Genomic DNA, 21,216 nt, shown 5'->3' on the forward strand with positions numbered 1-21,216 from the left:
GGCGAACGCGATGAAACTCGTCCTCGTCGCCGCGGCCGCGCTCGTCGATGTCGATGGCCGTGTGCTGCTGACCGAGCGGCCGGCGGGCAAGTCGCTCGCCGGATTGTGGGAGTTTCCCGGTGGCAAGGTCGAGCCCGGCGAGCGGCCGGAAGAGTGCCTGATCCGCGAACTGTCCGAGGAACTGGGAATCACGGTCAAGGAGCCGTGCCTGGCGCCGCTCTCCTTCGCCAGCCACACTTATGAGAACTTCCAGCTGCTGATGCCGCTGTGGATTTGCCGGCGCTGGGAAGGGCAGGCGCAGGGCCGCGAAGGCCAGCGCCTCGCCTGGGTGAACCCGGGCGCGCTGCGCGACTACCCCATGCCACCGGCCGACGAGCCGCTGATCCCTGTGCTGCTGGATCTGCTGGGGCCGGGGCGGTAGAGACCGGGCGGGCGCGCTCTATCCTTCGCCCGGCAGTCTTCCTTCCGGCACTTTGAGCGCATCCGCCAGCCGGGTCTTGGCGGAGCCGGGCCGCAGCGGCTTCTGCTGGCTCTCATGCGGCGCCCAGCCGGAAATCCACACGATCTCGAAGGTGGCGCGCAGACGCCCGTCCGGATCGGCGAAGCGCTCGGCATAGACCTCGAACAGCCGCACCAGCGTCTTTTTCAAAAGCGGCGCCCGACGCCGGTCGGCGAGCGGATTGGCCCCGCCCATGCGGCGCAGATCGTGCAGCAGCGCCAGCGGGTCGCCATAGCGCACCACCACGCGGTCCACATCGGTGACGGGCAGAGCGAGGCCGGCCCGTTGCAGCAGCCCGCCGAGATCGCGCAGATCGACGAAAGGCGCGACGCGCGGGGAAATGCCGCCCAGCGTGTCGCTTTCGGCGATGGCGAAGGCCTCGCGCAGCTCGGCAAGCGTGCCGCCGCCGAGAAAACCCGCGAGCAGCAGCCCGTCGGGCTTCAGCGCGCGGCGGATCTGCGCCAGCACGCCGGGCAGGTCGTTGACGCTTTGCAGCGCGAGGGCGGAAACGACGAGATCGAGCGATGCTGGCGCAAAGGGCAGGATTTCCGGGTCGGTGATCACATCGACATCGGCCCGCTCGGCAGGGCCGAACGCCTTATAAGTCTCAACCATGCCCGAGGCGGCCAGCGCGTTGCGAAGGGCGCCCGTGGGGGTGCCGAGATCGGCCGCATTGCCGAAGTGCCGCTTCACCGCGCCCAGCCGGTCAAGGAGATCCTCCGCCACCCGGTCGAGCAGGAATGTCTCCGGGCCGAGCGCGACGGCGCGTTGGCGGCGTTGCGCCAGGGCGACGGGGTCAAACACGTTCATCGACGCAGTGGTGGTCGGGGCAGCGGGCATGCGGAGGCTCCTCGGATGAGAGCCATAGGGCGGTGGGCTGGAGAGGTCAAAGGCAGGGCGCGGCCAAAAGCGGTGAGGCAACGGACGGGGAAACCTGCACCGTGCTAATCTACCACCATGACACCGCTCCCGGAGCCATGGCCCGCGCCTGCCGGTGAGGCCGAGGCATTGCCGCCGGCCCTGGCCACGCGGCTGCGCGGTCTGGCGCGGCGGCTGTGGGGCGGGCTGGTCGATGTCGCCCTGCCACCCGGCTGCATGGCCTGCCGCGCGGCGGTGGACGCGCCGGGCTGCCTGTGCGGCGCGTGCTGGAGCCGGCTCGCCTTCATCGCGCCGCCGATCTGCGACCGTTTCGGCACGCCTCTGCCTTATGGTTTCGGGGAGGGGCGGCTGATCTCTCCCGCGGCCCGGGAGGCGCCGCCGGCCTATGGCAGGGCGCGGGCGGTGGCGGCGTTCGGCGACGTGGCGCGAGACCTGATCCACGCGCTGAAATATGCCGACCGGCTGGATGTCGCTCCCCCGATGGGGCGGATGATGGCGCGCGCCGGCGCGGACATTCTGGCCGATGCACAGGCGCTGGTGCCCGTGCCGCTGCATCGGCTGCGGCTGTGGCGGCGGCGGTTTAACCAGTCGGCGGTGCTGGCCGGGGTCATCGGCCGCGAGACGGGCCTGCCGGTGCGCGCGGGCTGGCTGGAGCGGCGCCGCGCGACGCTGCCGCAGGTGGGGCTCGATCGGGTGGCGCGGGCGCGCAATGTGCAGGGCGCCTTCGCCGTGCCCGACATGGCGAAGGGCGAATTGCGCGGCCGACGCTTGGTTCTGGTCGATGACGTGCTCACGACCGGGGCGACCATCGACGCCTGCGTCAAGGCGCTGCAGCGCGCCGGGGCGGGACAGGTGGACGTTCTGGTGTTCGCCCGGGTTGCTGACGAGGCGGACGCGCCCATATCATGAGCGACCAGGATCACGGCCGCGCCAGCGGCTGACGGTTAGGACAGGCCGATGGCGAAGATAGAGATTTACACCACGTCGAGCTGCCCCTATTGCCACGCGGCCAAGTCGCTGCTGGGCCGCAAGGGCGTCGATTTCTCCGAGGTCAATGTGACAGGCGATCCGGTGGGGCGCTCGGCCATGTCGAACCGCGCCAATGGGCGGACCAGCGTGCCGCAGATCTTCATCGACGGGCGGCATGTCGGTGGCTGCGACGACCTTTATGCGCTTGAGGAAGCAGGCGAACTGGACGCGCTGCTGGCAAGCTGAACGAGACCGCGATCATGACGTCTTCCGACCACGCCTCCATGCCCGGTGCCCCGCCGCTGGGTGCCCCGTTCCGCGCGGCGCTCATCCAGATGCGCACGGCCAAGAGCGTTGCCGCCAACATCGCGGCGGCGTCCGCGCTGATCCGTCAGGCAGCGGCGGAGGGGGCGAGCTACATCCAGACGCCGGAAATGACCGGAACGATGGAGGAGAACCGCGAGGCGCTGTTCAAGGTGCTGCACACGGAAGAGGACGACCCGGCGCTGGCCGCCTTCCGTGCGCTGGCGGCTGAACTGAAGGTGCATCTGCACATCGGCTCGCTGGCGGTGCGGGCGAGCGAGCACCGCGCGGCCAATCGTTCCTATCTCCTCAGCCCGGACGGCACGATCGCGGCCCGTTACGACAAGATCCACATGTTCGATGTCGACCTGCCCAATGGCGACGTGTACCGCGAATCCGCCGCCTACCGGCCGGGCGAGCTCGCCATCGTCGCCGATCTGCCGCAGATCCGGCTGGGACTCACCATCTGCTACGACCTGCGCTTTCCCGCGCTGTTCCGCGCGCTGGCGGAAGCGGGCGCGGGTATGATCGCCACGCCGGCGGCGTTCACCCAGTCCACCGGCGAGGCGCATTGGCACATTCTCCAGCGGGCGCGGGCGATCGAGACCGGTTGTTTCGTGCTCGCCGCCGCCCAGGGCGGCACGCATGAGAATGGCCGCAAGACCTTCGGCCACAGCCTCATCATCGACCCCTGGGGCACCATTCTCGCCGAGGGTGGCAGCGAGCCCGGCATCATCGCCGCAGAAATCGATCCCGCTCAGGTGGCCGCGGTGCGCGGGCGGATTCCCTCGCTGTCGAACGGCCGGCGCTTCGAGCTGGTGATGCCGGCCGACCAGAGCCGGCTGCATCTCGTGCCCGGTGGCGCGGCATGATCCTCTACCGCCTGTGCTGCGCCGCGGACCATGACTTCGAGAGCTGGTTCCGTGACTCGGCGGCCTATGATGCGCAGCGGGCGAGGGGACTGGTCACCTGCCCGATCTGCGGCTCCGCCGAGGTGGAAAAGGCGCTGATGGCGCCGGCACTCGGCCGGGGAACGCGCAAATTCGCCGTGGAGCCGGCCGCCGAAGCGCCCGCTGCCGAGCCAGCGGAGGTGGCGGTGCCCGCCCCGCAACCGGTCGCGCTGGTGTCGGAGAAGGAGCAGCAGCTGCGCGCCATGCTTCGCGCGGTGCGCGCGCATGTGATCGCCAATTCGGTCGATGTCGGCGACGACTTCGCCACCCTTGCCCGCCGCATGCATGAGGGCGAGGAGGAGAAGCGCGCCATTCGCGGCGCGGCGACGCCGGACGAGGTGCGTGCGCTGATCGAGGACGAGATCGAGATTCTGCCGCTGCCGGTGCTGCCGGACGAGCGGAACTGAGCGTGCTCTATCAATAGTTTAGATCAGGTTCTAAGGCGCCTTCTGCGCCTTGGCGATTTCCGGCAGCAGCCGCGACTTCAACCCGTCCGCGTCGAGCGGGCCGATGAACTTGTAGGCAATGCGTCCGTCCTTGCCGATGACGAAGGTTTCCGGCACGCCATAGACCCCCCAGTCGATGGCGGCGCGTCCATTGGCGTCGACGCCGACGGCGGCATAGGGATTGCCGAAGCGGCCGAGGAAGCGGCGGGCGTTGCCGGCATCGTCCTTGTAGTTCAGCCCGACGAGACGGAAGCCGGGCATCTGCGACAGCTCGACCAGGAACGGGTGCTCGTCGCGGCAGGGCACGCACCAGGAGGCGAAGACGTTCAGCACCGTGACCTCGCCTTTCAGCCCGGCCGAGGCAAGGCCCGGCACGGGCTGGCCGTCGCGGGTCAGGCCGTCCAGCGGCGGCAGGTCGAGGGTGGGCGCGGGCCGGCCGATCAGCGCCGAGGGCACGCGCGAGGGATCGCCGGAGAACAGCCGGCCATAGAACAGCCCGGCCAGCGCCAGGAAGGCGACGAGGGGCAACAGCACCAGCAGCCGGCGGCCGGACCGTGCGGCCGGGGGCGCGTTCGGGGTGTCCGGGGGCGTGCTCATGCGTCGCTCCGTCCCGCCGAGCGGCGGCGTACCCCGCGCGCCTCCATCTCGTTCAGCCGACGGCGCACGGCGCGGCCGTCGAGGACGATCCACAACGCCAGCCCGCCAAGGGCGAGGGCGCTCACGCCATAGCAGGCGAGGATGAAAAAGCCGTGCTCGCCGAACATTCAGGGCGCCTCACGCATAGGTCGCCTCGGCGGCGGCGCGCGCTTCCAGCACGCGCAGACGGCGGCGGTAGATTTCGTTGCGCATCGCCGCCATGTGCAGCGCCAGCATCAGCAGCGTGAAGCCGAGCGCGCAGATCAGCAGCGGCCAGAGCAGGCTGGAATGAATGGTCGGACCGTCCATGCGGAACACCGAAGCGGGCTGGTGCAGCGTGTTCCACCAGTCGACCGAGAATTTGACGATCGGCACGTTGACGAAGCCGACCAGCGAGAGCACCGCCGCCGCCCGACCCGCCTGATTGGGGTCCTCGATCGCCGAGCGCAGCGCCAAGAGGCCGAGATAGAGCAGCAGCAGCACCAGCATGGAGGTGAGGCGTGCGTCCCACACCCAATAGGTGCCCCACATCGGCCGGCCCCAGAGCGAGCCGGTGAACAGGCAGAGAAAGGCGAACACTGCGCCGATGGGCGCCATCGCCTTGTGCGCCACATCCGCCAGCGGATGCCGCCAGACGAGGATGCCAAGCGCGGAGACCGCCAGCATGGAATAGCCGAACATGGCCAGCCACGCGAAAGGCACGTGGATGTACATGATCTTGACCGTCTCGCCCTGCTGGTAATCGGCCGGGGCGCGGAAGGCGAGCACGAAGCCGATCGCCAGCGTCACGAGGGCGAGGCCGCTCAGCCATGGCAGCACGCGCCCGGAAAGGGCGAGGAAACGGGTGGGGTTGGCAAGGTCCATCAGCGCCATGGGGCGGTTCTAATCTCCCGCTCGGCACTCGGCAACTCGCAGGCGCCCTGTCGAAATACGGATGGGACGCCATAGCATCGCCAAATCTGCGCTATTGAAGGAGAGCATCGTCGACCGAATAGGATTCGAGCGCTTATGCCGCACATCGCCGCCGCCCCCGCTGCCCTTCTGCTCGCGCTGGTCGCGCTGCCGGTCGGTGCCCTGTCCAGTGCGCAGGCGCGCTCCACCCAGGACGAGATGATGCAGCTGGAGCCCTCGGAGCGGATCGAGCAGGTGTGCAACACGCGGGCGATGGGCGAGGTTCAGCGGGCGGGCAAGGGCCTGCGCCCGGACGAACTCGTCGCCTATGCCTATCGCGATCCCGTGGTGAAGGGGTGGAAGATCAAGGCGCCGGGCGCGGCGGTGCGCTCGGGCGGCACCTGGTACCACATCGCCTATGAATGCGAGACCGCGCATGACGGTCTCGACGTGACCAGCTTCCACTACACGCTGGGCGCGGCGATCCCCACTTCGGAATGGGGCGCCCACTACCTCGTAGGGCAGTGAGCGCCGCCAAGGGAGCCGACGGCCTTACCAGGAGCGCAGCGCCCGCAGGGTCGGGGTCTTCTTGTCGAGATGGTCGGCCATGCGTCCGAGCAGCCGGTCGAGCAGCTGGACCGCTTCCACCACCGCTGGGCCCTTGTTGAGCATCACGCATTCGGCGCGGGCGGCCATGGCGGCATCGGTCATTTCACCGCGTGACGGAATGCCGTTGCGCACCAGATCCTCCAGCACCTGCGTCGCCCAGATCGAGGGAACGGCCGCGGCCTCGCAGATCCACAGCAGTTCCTCCTGCATTTCGGCGAGCCGCTCGAAGCCGATTTCGGCGGCGAGGTCGCCGCGCGCGATCATCACGCTGAAATGGCCGAAGCGGGCGGCGCGAGCGATCAGATCGGGCAGGTTGCGCACCGCCTCCGGGCGCTCGATCTTGGCCATCAGGCCGAGCGGGCGCTCGCGCCCCGCGCCGTGGCGGGCGATGGCGGCGTCGAGTAGGTCGAGATCTTCCGGCCGGCTGACGAAGGAATAGCCGATGAGATCGGCGCATTCGATGACGGTGGCGAGATCGGCATCGTCCTTGTCGGTGAGCGGCGAGAGGCCGAGCGCGGTGTCGGGCAGGTTGATGCCCTTCTCCGGCTTGAGCTTGGTGCCGCCGGGACGGGTATGAAGAATGCGCAGGATCGCCTCGTCCTCGCGCATGCTCTCGACCACCGCTTCCACCTTGCCGTCGTCGTAGCGCACGCGGTGGCCGACCGCGAGGCGGGTGACGATCTCGGGCAACGAGACGGCGGCGCTGAACAGCGCGGCCTCGTCCACGCGCGGTTCACCCTCGGCGACCAGGCGCAGCGTGTCGCCCGGCAGAAGTCTGCCGGAAGGCTTGCCCTTGCGCATCGGCAGCACGGCGCCGGTGCGAATCTTCGGACCGGCAATGTCCATCAGCACGGCGATGGGGCGTCCCACCGCCTCGCCTGCCACGCGCACATGTTCGGCCATGCGACGCCACGCATCCGGCGCGTCATGGGCGCAGTTGATGCGGGCGACATCCATGCCGGCCCGCGCCAGCGCGAGGATGAACGCCGGATCGTCCGCCGCCTCAGCGGGCAGGGTGACCATGATGCGGGTGTAGCGCCCCGCCCGCTCCGGGCCGAGGCTCGCCAACGCGGCGGCGTCGAGCCGGGCTTCGCCGGCGAAGAAGGCGGCTTCGTCCGGCGTGGCGAAGGGGGCCGCGCGGCCGGCCAGCGCCGCGAGGGCCGCCAGCACGGCGTCGAGCGTCGGCAGCACCCGGCTTTCCAGCCTTCCGAGCGAGGACAGGCCGCGCCGCATCAGCTGCCGCTGCAGCGGGCGCAGTTCATGCCGGCGCAGGGCGAGATAATAAGCGAGGTTGTCCAGCGCGGCGTCCTCGCGGCCGGCCTCGCGCCGGAACCGCTCGATGAGCGGGGCGGCTTCTTCGATCACCGCCGTCCGTAGTGAGAGCAGCGTTTCGAACAGAGCGGCGCAGTCATCGGCGGCGCTCTCGCTAATGGCGGGGAGGGGGGCGGTGTCGTGGGTCATGACCAGGTTCCTCGCGAGGATGGGCACGCTATAGGATGGGGCTGTTACGAGGCTGTGACCTCCGTAATCGCCCGCAAAGAGCCGTCAAAACTTGACTTGGCGGCGGGCGGCGCTTACCAAGCCGGCATCCTCGCAGAACCCGCGAGCCGATCCGCCGCCCGGTCCCCGAGACCGGAGGTCAACGCCCGACAGCGCTTTGCGCCCTCGGGCGCCGTTTGGCATTGCGCTGTGAGCTGGGGGAAAGCACCGGAGCGAACGCATGTTCGATTCATTGACCGACCGCCTTGGCGGCATACTCGACCGGCTGAAACGACGCGGCGCCCTCACCGAGGCCGACGTGAACGAGGCCATGCGCGAGGTGCGCCGGGCCCTGATCGAGGCCGACGTGGCGCTCGACGTGGTGCGCTCCTTCACCGACAAGGTGAGGACGCGCGCGGTCGGTGCCGAGGTGATCAAGTCGGTCACCCCCGGCCAGATGGTGGTGAAGATCGTCAATGACGAGCTCGTCGCCATGCTCGGCTCCGACGCCAAGGCGATCGACCTCGATGCCGCGCCGCCGGTGCCGGTGCTGATGGTCGGCCTGCAGGGCTCGGGCAAGACCACCTCCACCGCCAAGATCGCCAAGCGCCTGACCGAGCGCGGCAACCGCAAGGTGCTGATGGCCTCGCTCGACACACGCCGCCCGGCGGCGATGGAGCAGCTGGCCACGCTCGGCACCCAGGTCGGTGTCGCTACCCTGCCGATCGTCGCCGGTCAGTCCGCTGTGCAGATCGCCCGCCGCGCCATGGAAGCCGCCCGCCTCGGCGGCTATGACGTGGTGATGCTCGATACCGCCGGCCGCGTCACGCTGGACGAGGCGCTGATGGCGGAAGTGGCCGAGGTGAAGGCCGCGACGAAGCCCCACGAAGTGCTGCTCGTCGCTGACAGCCTCACCGGCCAGGACGCGGTGAACACCGCCAAGGCGTTCGACGCGCGCGTCGGTCTCACCGGCATCGTGCTGACCCGCGCCGATGGCGACGGGCGCGGCGGCGCCGCCCTTTCCATGCGCGCCGTCACCGGCAAGCCGATCAAGCTGCTCGGCACCGGCGAGAAGATGGACGCGCTGGAGGATTTCGATCCCCGCCGCGTCGCCGGCCGCATCCTCGGCATGGGCGATGTGGTCTCGCTCGTCGAGAAGGCGGTTGAGAATCTCGACGCCGAGAAGGCGATGGCCGCCGCCGAGCGCATGCGCAAGGGGCAGTTCGACCTCAACGACCTGCGCATGCAGCTCGACCAGATGGAGAAGCTCGGCGGCCTTGGCGGGCTGATGGGCATGCTGCCCGGCGTCGGCAAGATGAAGAACCAGCTCGCCGCCTCCGGCATGAATGACGGCGTGCTGAAGCGGCAGAAGGCGATCATCGATTCGATGACCAAGAAGGAGCGGCGCAATCCCAAGCTGCTGGACGCCTCCCGCCGCAAGCGCATCGCTGCCGGCTCGGGCACCAAGGTCGAGGACGTCAACCGGCTGATGAAGATGCACCGCCAGATGGCGGACATGATGAAGGCGATGGGCGCCCCCGGCGCCAAGCGCGGCCCGATGGCCGGGCTCGCCTCCATGTTCGGCCTCGGCGGTGGCGGCGGCATGCCAAGCCCCGAGCAATTGAAGCAGATGGCCGAGAAGATGCCGGGCGGCCTGCCCGGCGGCGGTCTGCCGCCGAATTTCCCCGGCAACATGCCCGGCCTGCCGGGCGGGCTGCCGGGGCTGGGAACCAAGCCGGGCGGGCTTCCGGGCCTGCCGGGCTTCCCGGGGAAGAAGAAGTGATGCCTTGACTATCCGTCATCCCGGACGGCGCCGCAGGCGGCGATCCGGGATCGTTCTCCGGACTCCTCGGTAAACGATCCCGGATCTCCGTTCGCTACGCTCTCTTCGTCCGGGATGACGGCGAAACTTAAAACGAAGCACCTGAAAGGAAGACCCGCATGTCCCTCAAGATCCGTCTCGCCCGTGGCGGCGCCAAGAAGCGTCCCTATTACCGCATCGTCGTGGCCGACTCGCGCTCCCCGCGCGATGGCCGCTTCATCGAGAAGATCGGCACCTTCGATCCTCTGAAGCCCAAGGACGCCGCCGACCGCTTCACGCTCGACACCGAGAAGGCCAAGGCCTGGCTCGCCAAGGGCGCCCAGCCGACCGACCGCGTCGCCCGCTTCCTCGACAGCCTCGAACTGGTGAAGCGTTCTCCGCGCAACAACCCGAACAAGGCCGTGCCCGGCAAGAAGGCGCAGGAGCGCGCCGCCGAGGCCGCCAAGGCTGCTGAAGCCGCCGCCGCTGCCGCCGCTTCGGCGGAGTGAGTTTGGGCGGGGCGGCCTTGTGTCGCCCTGCTTGAGCCTCCTTCGGGGCCGCTTCGCGGCACCTCAGGATGACGCGGTTCTCGTGCCGGGAATGACGTCATCCTGAGGTGCGAGCGTGAGCGAGCCTCGAAGGATGGTCATTTCAGAGCGCACCCCATGCCCCAGGACCGCATTCTCCTCGCCCGTATCGGCGCGCCGCATGGTGTGCGCGGCGAGGTGCGGCTGTTCATCTTCGCCGAAGACCCGTCTTCGCTGCAGGACTACGCCCCGCTGACCGACGAGGCCGGCACGCGCGTGTTCCGCATCAAGACGCTGCGGCCGGCGAAGGAGCATTTCGTCGCCCGGCTGGAGGGCGTCGACACCCGCGAGGCGGCGGAAGCGCTGACCAATCAAGGTGTGTTCGTCGCCCGCGACCTCCTTCCCGAGCCGGAGGAGGAAGACGATTTCTATCATGCCGACCTGATCGGCCTCGCCGTCGAGACCGTGGAAGGCGCGCCCTTCGGCAAGGTATTGGCGGTGCATGATTTCGGCGCCGGCGACATTCTGGAAATCGCGCCGGAAGCCGGTGGCAAGACGCTGATGCTGCCCTTCACCAAGGCGGTAGTGCCGAAGGTTGACCTCAAGGCGGGCCGGCTTGTCGTCGATCCCGGCGAGTGGGTGCGCGAGGAAGCCCCGCCACCTGAGGCGGACCAGGGTTAGGGGCCGCTGATGTGGCGCGCCTCGGTTCTCACCATCTTCCCCGACATGTTTCCCGGCCCGCTCGGCCTGTCGCTGGCCGGCCGCGCTCTGGCGCAGGGCGGCTGGACGCTGGAGACGGTCGATCCGCGTGAGCACGCCACCGACCGCCACCGCTCGGTGGACGACACGCCCGCCGGCGGCGGGCCGGGCATGGTGATGCGGGTCGACGTGCTCGCCCGCGCGGTGGACGCCGCCGCGCCGGAGGGCGACACCCGTCCGCGCCTGCTGATGACGCCACGCGGGACGCCTTTGACGCAGAAGCGTGTGCGCGAACTCAGCGCAGGGGAGGGGGTCGTCATTGTCTGCGGTCGCTTCGAGGGGGTTGATGACCGCCTCGTCGCCGCGCGCGGGCTGGAAGAAGTATCGGTCGGCGATGTCGTGCTGTCGGGCGGCGAGATCGGCGCGCTGGTGCTGCTCGATGCCTGCGTGCGGCTGCTGCCGGGGGTGATGGGGCATCCGGAATCCGGCACGGAGGAGAGTTTTTCCGCCGGCCTGCTGGAATACCCGCAATACACCCGTCCGCAGAGCTTCGAGGGGATGGAGATCCCCGCCATTCTCACCGGCGGCGACCACGCCAAGGTCGCCCGCTGGCGGCGCGAGCAGGCGGAGGCGGTGACCAGGGAGCGCCGGCCGGACCTTTGGGCGCGTTATCGCGACACCGGCGGGCGTTGAGCCCGCCGGCGCGTTGCGCCTACTCGGTCAGTTCATAAGTGAAGTTCTGATTGCTCTTGGTGTCGACCTCGTCGAACTTCACGCTCGTGAAGCCGGCTTCTTCGCAATCGAGCGTGTCCCCGGTCTGGTGGTCGCGGTTGTGCAGCGTGTATTTCTCGGCGGCGATGCAGAAGTGGCCGCCCTCCTGCTTGCTGGAGCCCGACCAGGTGCCACCCTCTTCGCCCGCCGCGTAGATGTAATAGTAGCGGTTAGCCAGCCGGCCGCGAATCATGACGGTGCATTCGTCCTGCGCCAGCTTCCACCATCCTTCCGACGTCCAGCCATAGTCGGAATTGTCGTAGCCGATCGACAGATTCACGGTTTCGTTCGCCCTGTTGCAGATTTTGAAGTCCGCCCGGCCCTCGGACACAAGGCCCAGCAATCCTGCGACACTCATGGCCGACAGGATGAAAAACTGACGCATTTGAGGCTCCCGCTTCATTAAGCGCGCAGTGGGCACTACCCAAGTAGGGAATGCAATGAAAACTGCATGACAAAACGTCGGCGGTCGCGTATAGGGCGCGCCGTCACTACCAACTGACAACAGCAAGATGCGGGCGCCGGGCCTGACGTGCCACGGTCGATCCCGCCTGAGGTGATAGAAATGGTCGATATTATCCGCGAGCTCGACATCGAGCAGGCTGCCAAGCTGGCCGAAGTGCGCGCCATCCCCGACTTCCAGCCGGGCGATACCGTCATCGTCAATGTGAAGGTGAAGGAAGGCGAGCGCACCCGCGTGCAGGCCTATGAGGGCGTCGTGATCGCCCGCAATGGCGGCGGCATCAATGAGAGCTTCACTGTCCGCAAGATTTCCTACGGCGAAGGCGTCGAGCGCGTGTTCCCGCTCTACTCCCCGAACATCGACAGCCTGAAGGTTGTCCGTCGCGGCAAGGTGCGCCGCGCCAAGCTCTATTACCTGCGCGACCGTCGCGGCAAGTCGGCCCGTATCGCCGAGCGCCAGGACAAGAACGCCGGCAGCCGCAAGAAGGGCCCGGCTACGACCCCGGTCGCCGCGGCCGAGTGATTCCGGCTCCGGCTCGGGCCGGACTGTCAGACGATGTTCAGGGCGGCTTCGGCCGCCCTTTTCATTTGGCCCGTGCCGGGTGCCGTTCAGGGCGCGGCCGTGACGGGAAAATCGAAATAGGTGTCGGGGAAAGGCTCGTTCGCCAGCGTGTAGTGCCACCATTCCTCGGCATAGGGCGTGAAGCCGTGGCGCTGCATCAGCGTCTTGAGCTTCTCCCGGTTGGCGGTGGCCTCCGCCGTGATGCCGGCGGCGCCGTGATGCGCTTTCACATCGAAACAGTCATAGCCGGTGCCGAAATCGAGTGTCGCGTCAGCGTAGCGCTGGCCGGCGGGGAGGGCGCAATCCGCCAGCGGGTCGCTGGGCCTCCAAGGTTTGGCTGGCGCCTGCTCCAGCCTCACCAGCGCGAGATCGACCGTGCTGCCCCGGCTGTGACCGGACTTCTCTGCGATGTAGCCGCGGGCAAAAAGCTCGCTCTTGGGCACGCGGGGATAGAATTCCGGCTTCATCGTCTCGTCGGACAGATCCTTCGCCCAGGCGACAAAAGCGGCGACAGCCCGCGCCGGGCGGTAGCAATCATAGACCTTTAAGCCGAGCCCCTCCGGTGCCAGCTCCCGCGCGGCGGCAGCCAGCGCCTCGGCGGCCGGACGGGTGAGAACGCAGTCCGGCGCCTCATAGCCGGCGATCGGGCGGCCGACGAAATTGTGGCTGCCGGCATAGCGCATCTCTTGGCGGATGGTGGGGGCGAGGCTGTGCAGCCGCACGAAGCCCTCGTGGAGATCGCTGCTGCGGGCGGTCGCCGACGCTGCCACAAGCGCCAGCAGAAGCAGGAAGAGCTTGGGCATCGCATGGACCTCGTTCGCAACGAGGAACGGGATTTGCCACCGCCGCCGGAGCCTGTCCAGAGGATGATGCCGTTGCGGAAGGGTGTGCCGGCGCGCGTCAGCAGTCCTTGATATGGGCGACGCGGGTGTTGGTCTGCTGCTCGACCAGCAGCGTGCCGTCGCCGAGCATGGCGGCCTGCATGACGGTGGCGAAGTCGGGCTTGCGCAGCGGGCAGGTAATCAATTGCGGGTGCTGGATCTTTGCCACTTCCTGCGGCCGCATTTCCACGCGATTGCCGGCTTCCACAGCGGCGAAAGTGGCAAATGTTGCGGCGATCAAAGCGATATCGGACAGGCGCATCATTCCCCTCCCTTCCCCGAATCAGCTTAACGCCACGCATGACGCTACGCCACATCGAATATAATCGGCGAGAAATGACGGGGTTTCCGCACTAAGCGCCGTCATTTACTTTGGAATACATTATTCCAATATTTCGGTCAGTTGCTTGCGTTCACGCCCTCGTGCAGCGCCATTCCGGGCGGGGAGGGTGGCAGCGATTGTTTGCCGCGCCGAGACTTGCTAGAAGGGTTCCATGATGGCGCATGGCTTCACTATCACGGCTATTTGTGGCGCGGCGACCTCGCCGGCGCCCGGCGCCGCGCGCCCGGAGGCCCGCCGCCGCCTGCCGACCACCATCGGTTTTGCCGCCGTGCCGGACCATGTCCGCCTGCCGGCTCGCTTTTTCGGACGCTTCACCGCCTGCGCGGTCGCCGGGCTTAGCTGAGCGCCGCCCGGAGCCGCCTTACGGCTTTGTGCTCCCGGCCGCGCTGCTGCCCGCCCCTGTTTTCCTCTTCGCATGAGACGCCCAGCATGAGCACGTCCGCTCCCCGTACCCTGTACGACAAGATTTTCGACGACCACGTCATCGACCGTCAGGAGGACGGCACCTGCCTCCTCTATATCGACCGGCATCTGGTGCATGAGGTCACCAGCCCGCAGGCCTTCGAGGGGCTGCGCGTGGCCGGCCGCCGCGTGCACGCGCCGTCGAAGACGCTGGCCGTGGTCGATCACAACGTCCCGACCACCGACCGCCGCTTCGGCATTGCCGATCCCGAGAGCCGCACCCAGGTCGAGACGCTGGCCGAGAACGCCCGCGAATTCGGCGTCGAGTATTTCAACGAGCTCGACAAGCGCCAGGGCATCGTCCACGTCATCGGCCCAGAGCAGGGCTTCACCCTGCCCGGCACCACCATCGTCTGCGGCGACAGCCACACCTCGACGCATGGTGCGTTCGGCGCGCTCGCCCATGGCATCGGCACGTCGGAGGTCGAGCATGTGCTCGCCACCCAGACGCTGATCCAGAAGAAGAGCAAGAACATGCGAGTGCTGGTCGATGGCCGGCTGCCCGACGGCGTGACCGCCAAGGATGTGACGCTCGCCATCATCGGCGCCACCGGCACCGCCGGCGGCACCGGCTATGTCATCGAATATGCCGGCGAGGTTTTCCGCAACCTCACCATGGAAGGCCGCATGACGGTCTGCAACATGTCGATCGAGGGCGGCGCCCGCGCCGGCATGGTGGCGCCGGACGAGACCACCTATGCCTATGTGAAGGACCGCCCGCGCGCGCCGAAGGGCGCCGCCTGGGACGCGGCGCTGCGCTATTGGGACACGCTGCGCACGGATGACGGCGCCTTCTTCGACAAGGAAATCCGCCTCGACGGCGCTGCCCTGCCGCCCATCGTCTCCTGGGGCACCAGCCCGGAAGACGTGATCTCGGTGGAAGGCACCGTGCCCGATCCCGAACTGATCCACGACGCCGACAAGCGCGAGGCCAAGAAGCGCGCGCTGGCCTATATGGGCCTCACCGCCGGCACGAAGATCACCGACATCGCCATCGACAAGGTGTTCATCGGCTCCTGCACCAATGCCCGCATCGAGGATTTGCGCGCCGCCGCGTCCATCGTACGTGGCCACAAGGTGCGTGAGGGCGTTTCCGGCATGATCGTGCCGGGTTCGGGGCTGGTGAAGCTGCAGGCCGAGGCCGAGGGGCTCGACGCCATCTTCAAGGCGGCGGGCTTCGACTGGCGCGAGCCTGGCTGCTCCATGTGCCTCGCCATGAATGCCGACAAGCTCGGTCCGGAGGAGCGCTGCGCCTCCACCTCGAACCGCAATTTCGAGGGCCGGCAGGGCTACAAGGGCCGCACGCATCTCGTCTCGCCCGCCATGGCGGCGGCGGCGGCGATCGCCGGTCGTTTCGTCGACGTGCGCAGCTGGCCGCGCGCGGGCTGAACGCACGGGGGAGGGCGCCGCGATGAGGGGCGATCCGTTCTGGGAACCACCGCCCGACGACCCCATGGAAATGTGGGGCCGTCGCATCGGGCGGGGTCTGGCCGTGGTCGTTGCCTTCGCGCTCGCCGTCTATCTTCTCGTGACCTATCTGCGGTGAGACCATGAGTGCGGATTGGCTGAAGCGCGGGGCGCCCTCGCTGGGGGAGATGGAGGCCATGGCCGAGGAGGCCTATGCCCGCCTCCCCGAGGAGTTCCGCGCCCTGTGCGGCAATCTCGTCATCCGCGTCGAGGATTTCCCCACCGACGAGGTGCTGGAGGAGGTGGAGGCGGAAACGCCGTTCGATCTGCTCGGCCTGTTCCAGGGCATCGGCCTGGCGCAGGGCTATGAACTGGCGACCGGCGTGCTGCCCAACATGATCTTCCTCTACCGCCGGCCGATCCTCGACTATTGGGCGGAGAATGAGGAGACGCTGGGCGATATCGTCACCCATGTGCTCGTGCATGAGATCGGCCACCATTTCGGCCTGTCGGACGAGGACATGGAACGGATCGAGGAGGAGGCGGATACGTAGCGGACCGCATGGGAACGGAGTAGGGCTCTGCTTAGAATCTCTCCAAACGTGAGAGCCAAGGCAAAGCACATGTCAAACCCTTCATCCGTCCCCTCCGCCGAACCCTGCTACAGCCTGCCGCTGCGGGCGCTTCACTGGCTGACGGTGCTCGCCATCGTCGTCACCTATGGCGTCACCTATCTCGAAGATTTTTTCGCGCGCGGCACGCCCGGGCGCGCCCTCATCTGGTGGATCCACATCTCCGTGGGTCTGACGATCCTCGGCTTCGTCCTGCTGCGTCTCGTCGCGCGGCTTGTCGGGCCGGTGCCGCCGCCCTCGGCGGCCCTGTCGCGGCCGGTTCACCTGGCCTCGACGACGGTTCATGTGCTGCTTTATGTCCTGCTGGTCGCGACACCTCTGGTCGGCATCTATCTCGCCTTCCTGCGCGGCAATGAGGTGACGTTCTTCGGCCTGTTCACGTTTCCCTCCCCGGTGGAGGTGGACCGGACGGCCGCCGGCCAGGTCATCGAGTGGCACGAGCTTCTGGCGAATGCGCTGGTCGTGCTGGCCCTGCTGCACGCGGCGGCGGCTCTGGTGCACCACCACGTTCTCAAGGACGACGTGCTGCGCCGCATGCTGCCGCGCCGCTGATCCCCGCGCGGGTTCAGCTTGCGGAAAGGCGCGCGGTCAGGGCACATCAGCCGTACGGGCGGAAGGCGAAGGCGGAATATCTGACGGGGAGCGGCATGCGCCGCCTCCGGAATCTAAGGAGAGTGCCGTGGACAAGTTCACCACCCTGACCGGCGTCGCGGCGCCGCTGCATCTGGTCAATGTCGATACCGACATGATCATCCCGAAGCAGTATCTGAAGACGATCAAGCGCACCGGGCTCGGCACCGGGCTGTTCTCGGAGCTGCGCTACAAGGAAGACGGCTCGGACAATCCCGATTTCGTGCTCAACAAGCCGGCCTATAAGGGCGCGCAGATTCTCATCGCCGGTGATAATTTCGGCTGCGGCTCCTCGCGCGAGCACGCGCCCTGGGCGCTGCTCGACTTCGGCATTCGCTGCGTGATCTCCACGTCCTTCGCCGACATCTTCTACAATAACTGCTTCAAGAACGGCATCCTGCCGATCCGGGTGACACCGGAACAGCTGGCGGCGCTGTTCGACGACGCGGCGCGCGGTGCCAATGCCAAGATCACCGTCGATCTCGAAAGCCAGACCATCACCGGCCCGGATGGCGGCTCGATCTCGTTCGACATCGACCCGTTCCGCAAGCACTGCCTGCTCAACGGCCTCGACGATATCGGCCTCACCCAGGTGAAGGCGGACAAGATCGCGTCCTTCGAGCAGAAGCTCGCCGAGGAACGCCCGTGGGCCTGAACGCCCTTGGGCGTGAGCATGACGGCGCCGCCGCGTGGCGGTGCCCGGGAGGCTTGAATGACCGAGCGTCGGCGTATCTCCTCCGGCTCCGCCTTCGAGGCGGAGGCCGGCTATTCCCGCGCCGTGGTGGATGGGAACGACATCTTCGTCTCCGGCACCACAGGCTATGATTATGCCGCCATGGAACTGCCAGAGGATCTGGTGGCGCAGACCCATGGCTGCTTCCGCAACATCGCCGCTGCGTTGGCTGAGGCGGGCGCCAGCCTCGATGATGTGATACGCGTGCGCTACATCGTGACCGAGGCGGACTATGCCGCGACCGTTTTTCCGATCTTCGGTCAGTATTTCGCTAAGGCCCGACCCGCCGCCACGCTCATCGTCGCCGGGTTGCTGCAACCGCAGATGAAGATCGAGATCGAGGTGACGGCACGCCGGCAAGGCTGAGCCCAGCCTCGAAGCCTTTTCGCTTTACAGCGCCCGCATCTCGGGATGGAATCGTTCAAAACGAGAACACCCCGGGAGACGCTCCATGTGCCACATCTTCGCCGGCCAGGCGCCCGAAACCTATGACAGCCAGACGCGCTCGGTGCGCATTGGCGGCCATTCCACCTCGATTCGCCTCGAAGCCGCCTTCTGGACCGTGCTGGAAGAGGTCGCTGCCCATCAGGGCATGAGCGTGGGCAAATTCGTCACCAAGCTGCATGACGAGGTGCTCGACCTGCATGGCGAGGTGCGCAACTTCGCCTCGCTGCTGCGCTGCTCCTGCCTGATCTACCTCGCCGAATTGCGTCCTGCCGGCATTGCTCCCGCGGCCGCCCGCGAGCGCTATCTCTGCGAGAGCGCCCGGGTGCATCTCCACGCCGCCGAATAGGTGGCTGGCCATGCCGCACCGGCAATGCACATCGTGGTGATGTGTTAGCGGTCTACCACCTGCCGCTCCCTCGGCGGCCTAGCATCCTCGTCAAGGCGACCTGCGTCGCCGAATGAGGTTCAAGGTCGGAGGTACAGGTGGCGAAGGCCATTCATTCGATGATCCGCGTGCTCGAAGAGGCGCGCTCGGTGGATTTCTACGCGCGGGCCTTCGGGCTGACGATCGCGCAGCGGCTTCCCTTTGACGGCTTCACGCTGGTCTATCTCCGCAATTCGGAAGCCGATTTCGAGGTCGAGCTGACCATCAACCACGACCGCACCGAGCCCTATGTCCTGGGCGACGGCTACGGCCATATCGCCTTCGTGGTGGACGATCTCGACGCCGAGCATGCGCGCTTCACAGAAGCTGGCCTCAATCCGCAGCCGGTCAAGGAGTTTTCCCAAGAGGGCGCGCTGCTCGCCAAGTTCTTCTTCGTCACCGATCCCGACGGCTACAAGATCGAGGTGCTGCAGAAACACGGCCGCTACCGCTGAACGACCGCGCCGATACGCCAAGCGGCGCGGATATCATAAAATAATACATAAAATTACCGGGAGGTAACAATGCCAACACTGATCGACAGGCGCGGCCCCTCACGCCGCGCCGTGCTCGCCGGCCTCGGTGCGGCCGGTGCGCTGATGGTGAGCGGCGCGGCCGTGCTCAACCCGCGCGAGGCGTGGGGGCTGGAAGTCACCGCGCTGAAGCCGGAGACCATGCGCACGCTCATCGTGATGGCGCGCGACGTCTATCCGCATGACCGGGTGCCCGACCGCTTCTACGCCATCGCCATGAAGCCCTATGAGGCGGACGCGGCCAAGGACCCGGCGCTGAAGGCGCTGGTGGAAGACGGCGTCATCACCCTCGACACCCTGTCCCAGGCGAAGTACGGCGCGGCCTATGCCGATATCGGCTGGGAGGACCAGCGGGTGGCGGTGCTGCGCGAGATCGAGGACAGCGCCTTCTTCCAGAAGGTGCGCGGCGGCCTCGTGGTCGGCCTCTACAACCAGGAGGAGGTATGGCCGATCTTCGGCTATGAGGGCTCCTCGGCCGACAAGGGCGGTTACATCGACCGCGGCTTCAACGACATCGCCTGGCTGTGAGGGGAGGCTCAACCCATGTCCGCACCCTTCGATCTGAATGACGATTCCGTCGTGGTCATCGTCGGCTCCGGCGCCGGCGGCGGCACGCTCGGCACCGAGCTGGCGCTCAAGGGCATCAAGGTGGTGATCCTTGAAGCCGGCCAGCGCCACAACATGGAAGACTTCGTCAACAACGAGTGGGAGAGCTTCTCCCAGCTCGCCTGGAAAGACATGCGCACCACGTCCGGCTCGTGGCGGGTGCACAAGAACTTTCCCAATCTCCCCGCCTGGATCGTCAAGGCGGTGGGCGGCTCCTCCGTGCACTGGGCCGGCGCGTCGCTGCGCTTGCAGGAGCACGAGTTCAAGACCCGCACCACTTATGGCGACATTGACGGCGCCAATCTACTCGATTGGCCGATCACGCTGGCCGAGCTGGAACCCTGGTACGCCAAGGCCGAAGACCGCATGGGCGTGACCCGCACCAACGGCATTCCCGGCCTGCCCGGCAACAACAATTTCAAGGTGTTCGAGGCCGGGGCGAAGAAGATCGGCTACCAGGAGGTCTCGACCGGCCGGATGGCGATCAACAGCGAGCCGCGCGCCGACCGGGGCTCCTGCCAGCAGATCGGCTTCTGTTTCCAGGGCTGCAAGTCGGGCGCGAAATGGTCGACGCTGATCGCCGAGATTCCGCGCGGCGAGGCCACCGGCAATTTGGAAGTGCGGCCGCAGAGCATGGTGCAGAAGATCGAGCATGACGCCACCGGCAAGGTCACCGGCGTCGTCTATGTCGACAAGGACGGCAAGACGCAGCGCCAGAAGGCGCGCATCGTCGCTGTGGCCGGCAACTCCATCGAAAGCCCGCGCCTGCTGCTCAACTCCGCCAGCAGCCAGTTCCCGGACGGGCTCGCCAATTCCTCGGGGCAGGTGGGGCGCAACTACATGCGGCACATGACCGGCTCGGTCTACGGCATCTTCGAGAAGCCGGTGCACATGTATCGCGGCACCACCATGGCCGGCATCGTCCGCGACGAGGCCAAGAACGACACAAAACGCGGCTTCGCCGGCGGCTACGAGATGGAGACGCTCTCGCTCGGCGTGCCGTTCATGGCCGCCTTCCTCGATCCCGGTGGCTGGGGCCGTTCCTTCACCTCCGCCATGGATGGCTACGTCAATATGGCCGGGCTGTGGATCGTCGGCGAGGACATGCCGCAGGAGACCAACCGCGTCACCCTGAACACCGATGTGAAGGACCAATACGGCCTGCCGGTCGCCAATGTGCATTTCGACGATCACCCCAACGATGTCGCGATGCGCAACCACGCCTATAGCCGTGGCGCGGCGATCTATGATTCGGTGGGCGCGGTGCGCACCTTCCCAACGCCGCCTTACCCCTCGACGCATAATCTCGGCACCAACCGCATGAGCGAGAAGGCGCGCGACGGCGTGGTGAACAAGCACGGGCAGACGCACGACATCCCGAACCTGTTCATCTCCGACGGCAGCCAGTTCACCACCGGCGGCGCCGAGAACCCGACGCTGACCATCGTCGCCCTGGCGCTGCGCCAGGCGGATTTCATTGCGGGAGAAATGTCGCGCAAGACGATCTGATCGCGCGGAGGCTGCGTATGAGGTCTGTCGGGATGCCCCCCGGCCGCCTCTTGGGGCGACGCCTATACTCTCGTCCCACTCGAGCGTGATCCGCTCGTCTTGCTTTAGTCGGATCCGGCTCCAGGC

The 21,216-nt window shown here is 67.4% G+C and carries 30 protein-coding genes; 22 read left to right on the forward strand and 8 right to left on the reverse strand.

Translation table 11 applies throughout. The features are described from left to right. Positions 1–10: 10 nt before the first annotated feature. Positions 11–421: an 8-oxo-dGTP diphosphatase MutT gene (gene mutT / locus ACP2AH_RS07595; RefSeq protein WP_425105239.1), complete on the forward strand. Its 411-nt coding sequence runs from the start codon at positions 11–13 to the stop codon at positions 419–421. An 18-nt stretch (positions 422–439) separates the two neighbouring features. Here mutT and ACP2AH_RS07600 read toward each other — a convergent pair whose 3' ends face one another. Further along, positions 440–1,339, reverse strand: coding sequence for a methyltransferase domain-containing protein (locus tag ACP2AH_RS07600; protein ID WP_425105240.1), 900 nt, complete (start codon positions 1,337–1,339; stop codon positions 440–442). 117 nt (positions 1,340–1,456) lie between these two features. Between ACP2AH_RS07600 and ACP2AH_RS07605 the strand changes: the two genes are divergently transcribed. The 4 genes from ACP2AH_RS07605 to ACP2AH_RS07620 are packed head-to-tail and all read left to right on the forward strand — an operon-like array spanning position 1,457 to position 4,007. Beyond that, positions 1,457–2,287, forward strand: a complete 831-nt coding sequence (locus ACP2AH_RS07605) for a ComF family protein (RefSeq protein ID WP_425105241.1) — start codon at positions 1,457–1,459, stop codon at positions 2,285–2,287. A gap of 48 nt (positions 2,288–2,335) precedes the next feature. After that, positions 2,336–2,593: a glutaredoxin 3 gene (gene grxC, locus ACP2AH_RS07610; protein WP_244375134.1), complete on the forward strand. Its 258-nt coding sequence runs from the start codon at positions 2,336–2,338 to the stop codon at positions 2,591–2,593. Positions 2,594–2,607: 14 nt separating this feature from the next. Further along, positions 2,608–3,522, forward strand: coding sequence for a carbon-nitrogen hydrolase family protein (locus ACP2AH_RS07615; protein ID WP_425105242.1), 915 nt, complete (start codon positions 2,608–2,610; stop codon positions 3,520–3,522). Continuing rightward, positions 3,519–4,007, forward strand: coding sequence for a DUF1178 family protein (locus tag ACP2AH_RS07620; RefSeq protein WP_425105243.1), 489 nt, complete (start codon positions 3,519–3,521; stop codon positions 4,005–4,007). Before ACP2AH_RS07615 ends, ACP2AH_RS07620 begins: the two co-directional genes overlap by 4 nt. A 30-nt stretch (positions 4,008–4,037) precedes the next feature. Here the strand turns inward: ACP2AH_RS07620 and ACP2AH_RS07625 are convergent, their stop codons facing one another. The 3 genes from ACP2AH_RS07625 to ACP2AH_RS07635 are packed head-to-tail and all read right to left on the reverse strand — an operon-like array spanning position 4,038 to position 5,555. Beyond that, positions 4,038–4,643, reverse strand: a complete 606-nt coding sequence (locus ACP2AH_RS07625; protein WP_425105244.1) for a DsbE family thiol:disulfide interchange protein — start codon at positions 4,641–4,643, stop codon at positions 4,038–4,040. After that, positions 4,640–4,810: a heme exporter protein CcmD gene (gene ccmD, locus ACP2AH_RS07630; RefSeq protein WP_425105245.1), complete on the reverse strand. Its 171-nt coding sequence runs from the start codon at positions 4,808–4,810 to the stop codon at positions 4,640–4,642. The genes ACP2AH_RS07625 and ccmD overlap by 4 nt, the downstream gene beginning before the upstream one ends. Positions 4,811–4,820: 10 nt before the next feature. Next, the gene (locus ACP2AH_RS07635) at positions 4,821–5,555 is read right to left on the reverse strand and encodes a heme ABC transporter permease (RefSeq protein WP_425105246.1); all 735 of its coding nucleotides are present in this window, start codon (positions 5,553–5,555) and stop codon (positions 4,821–4,823) included. Positions 5,556–5,690: 135 nt separating this feature from the next. Between ACP2AH_RS07635 and ACP2AH_RS07640 the strand changes: the two genes are divergently transcribed. Beyond that, complete coding sequence (locus ACP2AH_RS07640) at positions 5,691–6,101, forward strand: DUF930 domain-containing protein (protein WP_244375140.1); 411 nt, start codon at positions 5,691–5,693, stop codon at positions 6,099–6,101. 24 nt (positions 6,102–6,125) lie between these two features. Here ACP2AH_RS07640 and ACP2AH_RS07645 read toward each other — a convergent pair whose 3' ends face one another. Continuing rightward, positions 6,126–7,643 (reverse strand): pyruvate kinase, encoded by a 1,518-nt coding sequence (locus ACP2AH_RS07645; protein ID WP_425105247.1) that lies wholly within the window; start codon positions 7,641–7,643, stop codon positions 6,126–6,128. A 259-nt stretch (positions 7,644–7,902) separates the two neighbouring features. Between ACP2AH_RS07645 and ffh the strand changes: the two genes are divergently transcribed. The 4 genes from ffh to trmD all read left to right on the forward strand — a co-directional run bounded on the left by ffh (position 7,903) and on the right by trmD (position 11,381). Continuing rightward, positions 7,903–9,444, forward strand: a complete 1,542-nt coding sequence (gene ffh, locus ACP2AH_RS07650; protein ID WP_244375142.1) for a signal recognition particle protein — start codon at positions 7,903–7,905, stop codon at positions 9,442–9,444. A gap of 158 nt (positions 9,445–9,602) precedes the next feature. Continuing rightward, positions 9,603–9,971, forward strand: coding sequence for a 30S ribosomal protein S16 (gene rpsP, locus ACP2AH_RS07655; RefSeq protein ID WP_244375143.1), 369 nt, complete (start codon positions 9,603–9,605; stop codon positions 9,969–9,971). A 156-nt stretch (positions 9,972–10,127) separates the two neighbouring features. Beyond that, positions 10,128–10,670 carry a ribosome maturation factor RimM gene (gene rimM / locus ACP2AH_RS07660; RefSeq protein ID WP_425105248.1) on the forward strand — a complete coding sequence of 181 codons (543 nt, stop codon included), beginning with the start codon at positions 10,128–10,130 and terminating at the stop codon, positions 10,668–10,670. 9 nt (positions 10,671–10,679) lie between these two features. After that, complete coding sequence (gene trmD / locus ACP2AH_RS07665) at positions 10,680–11,381, forward strand: tRNA (guanosine(37)-N1)-methyltransferase TrmD (protein WP_425105249.1); 702 nt, start codon at positions 10,680–10,682, stop codon at positions 11,379–11,381. A 19-nt stretch (positions 11,382–11,400) separates the two neighbouring features. On the opposite strand, the gene ACP2AH_RS07670 is transcribed toward trmD, so the two are convergent. Beyond that, a complete protein-coding gene (locus ACP2AH_RS07670; RefSeq protein WP_425105250.1) occupies positions 11,401–11,844 on the reverse strand; it encodes a DUF1036 domain-containing protein in 444 nt (147 codons plus the stop codon). A gap of 180 nt (positions 11,845–12,024) precedes the next feature. On the opposite strand from ACP2AH_RS07670, the gene rplS reads away from it, so the two are divergent. Further along, positions 12,025–12,444 (forward strand): 50S ribosomal protein L19, encoded by a 420-nt coding sequence (gene rplS / locus ACP2AH_RS07675; RefSeq protein ID WP_425105251.1) that lies wholly within the window; start codon positions 12,025–12,027, stop codon positions 12,442–12,444. A gap of 86 nt (positions 12,445–12,530) precedes the next feature. On the opposite strand, the gene ACP2AH_RS07680 is transcribed toward rplS, so the two are convergent. Next, positions 12,531–13,286 carry a M15 family metallopeptidase gene (locus tag ACP2AH_RS07680; RefSeq protein WP_425105252.1) on the reverse strand — a complete coding sequence of 252 codons (756 nt, stop codon included), beginning with the start codon at positions 13,284–13,286 and terminating at the stop codon, positions 12,531–12,533. 97 nt (positions 13,287–13,383) lie between these two features. Continuing rightward, positions 13,384–13,629, reverse strand: a complete 246-nt coding sequence (locus ACP2AH_RS07685; protein ID WP_421699913.1) for a hypothetical protein — start codon at positions 13,627–13,629, stop codon at positions 13,384–13,386. A gap of 229 nt (positions 13,630–13,858) precedes the next feature. On the opposite strand from ACP2AH_RS07685, the gene ACP2AH_RS07690 reads away from it, so the two are divergent. The 11 genes from ACP2AH_RS07690 to ACP2AH_RS07740 all read left to right on the forward strand — a co-directional run bounded on the left by ACP2AH_RS07690 (position 13,859) and on the right by ACP2AH_RS07740 (position 21,090). After that, positions 13,859–14,050 carry a hypothetical protein gene (locus tag ACP2AH_RS07690; RefSeq protein WP_425105253.1) on the forward strand — a complete coding sequence of 64 codons (192 nt, stop codon included), beginning with the start codon at positions 13,859–13,861 and terminating at the stop codon, positions 14,048–14,050. Between the two features lie 86 nt (positions 14,051–14,136). Continuing rightward, entirely contained in the window at positions 14,137–15,558 is a 1,422-nt protein-coding gene (gene leuC / locus ACP2AH_RS07695; RefSeq protein WP_425105254.1) for a 3-isopropylmalate dehydratase large subunit, read from the forward strand. Positions 15,559–15,580: 22 nt separating this feature from the next. Further along, positions 15,581–15,715, forward strand: coding sequence for a hypothetical protein (locus ACP2AH_RS07700; protein ID WP_425105255.1), 135 nt, complete (start codon positions 15,581–15,583; stop codon positions 15,713–15,715). Between the two features lie 4 nt (positions 15,716–15,719). Next, entirely contained in the window at positions 15,720–16,130 is a 411-nt protein-coding gene (locus ACP2AH_RS07705; RefSeq protein ID WP_425105256.1) for a metallopeptidase family protein, read from the forward strand. A gap of 69 nt (positions 16,131–16,199) precedes the next feature. After that, on the forward strand, positions 16,200–16,760 hold the full coding sequence (locus tag ACP2AH_RS07710; protein WP_425105257.1) for a cytochrome b: 561 nt from the start codon (positions 16,200–16,202) through the stop codon (positions 16,758–16,760). Positions 16,761–16,887: 127 nt separating this feature from the next. Then, positions 16,888–17,493 (forward strand): 3-isopropylmalate dehydratase small subunit, encoded by a 606-nt coding sequence (gene leuD / locus ACP2AH_RS07715; RefSeq protein WP_425105258.1) that lies wholly within the window; start codon positions 16,888–16,890, stop codon positions 17,491–17,493. 57 nt (positions 17,494–17,550) lie between these two features. Beyond that, entirely contained in the window at positions 17,551–17,937 is a 387-nt protein-coding gene (locus ACP2AH_RS07720) for a RidA family protein (protein ID WP_425105259.1), read from the forward strand. Between the two features lie 85 nt (positions 17,938–18,022). Continuing rightward, the gene (locus ACP2AH_RS07725; protein WP_425105260.1) at positions 18,023–18,364 is read left to right on the forward strand and encodes a ribbon-helix-helix domain-containing protein; all 342 of its coding nucleotides are present in this window, start codon (positions 18,023–18,025) and stop codon (positions 18,362–18,364) included. Positions 18,365–18,501: 137 nt separating this feature from the next. Then, positions 18,502–18,897 carry a VOC family protein gene (locus tag ACP2AH_RS07730; RefSeq protein WP_425105261.1) on the forward strand — a complete coding sequence of 132 codons (396 nt, stop codon included), beginning with the start codon at positions 18,502–18,504 and terminating at the stop codon, positions 18,895–18,897. A gap of 69 nt (positions 18,898–18,966) precedes the next feature. Further along, positions 18,967–19,503, forward strand: coding sequence for a twin-arginine translocation signal domain-containing protein (locus ACP2AH_RS07735; RefSeq protein WP_425105262.1), 537 nt, complete (start codon positions 18,967–18,969; stop codon positions 19,501–19,503). A gap of 15 nt (positions 19,504–19,518) precedes the next feature. Next, positions 19,519–21,090 carry a GMC family oxidoreductase gene (locus tag ACP2AH_RS07740; protein ID WP_425105263.1) on the forward strand — a complete coding sequence of 524 codons (1,572 nt, stop codon included), beginning with the start codon at positions 19,519–19,521 and terminating at the stop codon, positions 21,088–21,090. Positions 21,091–21,216 lie beyond the last annotated feature (126 nt).

This window comes from Ancylobacter sp. (assembly GCF_965249975.1).
Lineage (GTDB): Bacteria > Pseudomonadota > Alphaproteobacteria > Rhizobiales > Xanthobacteraceae > Ancylobacter.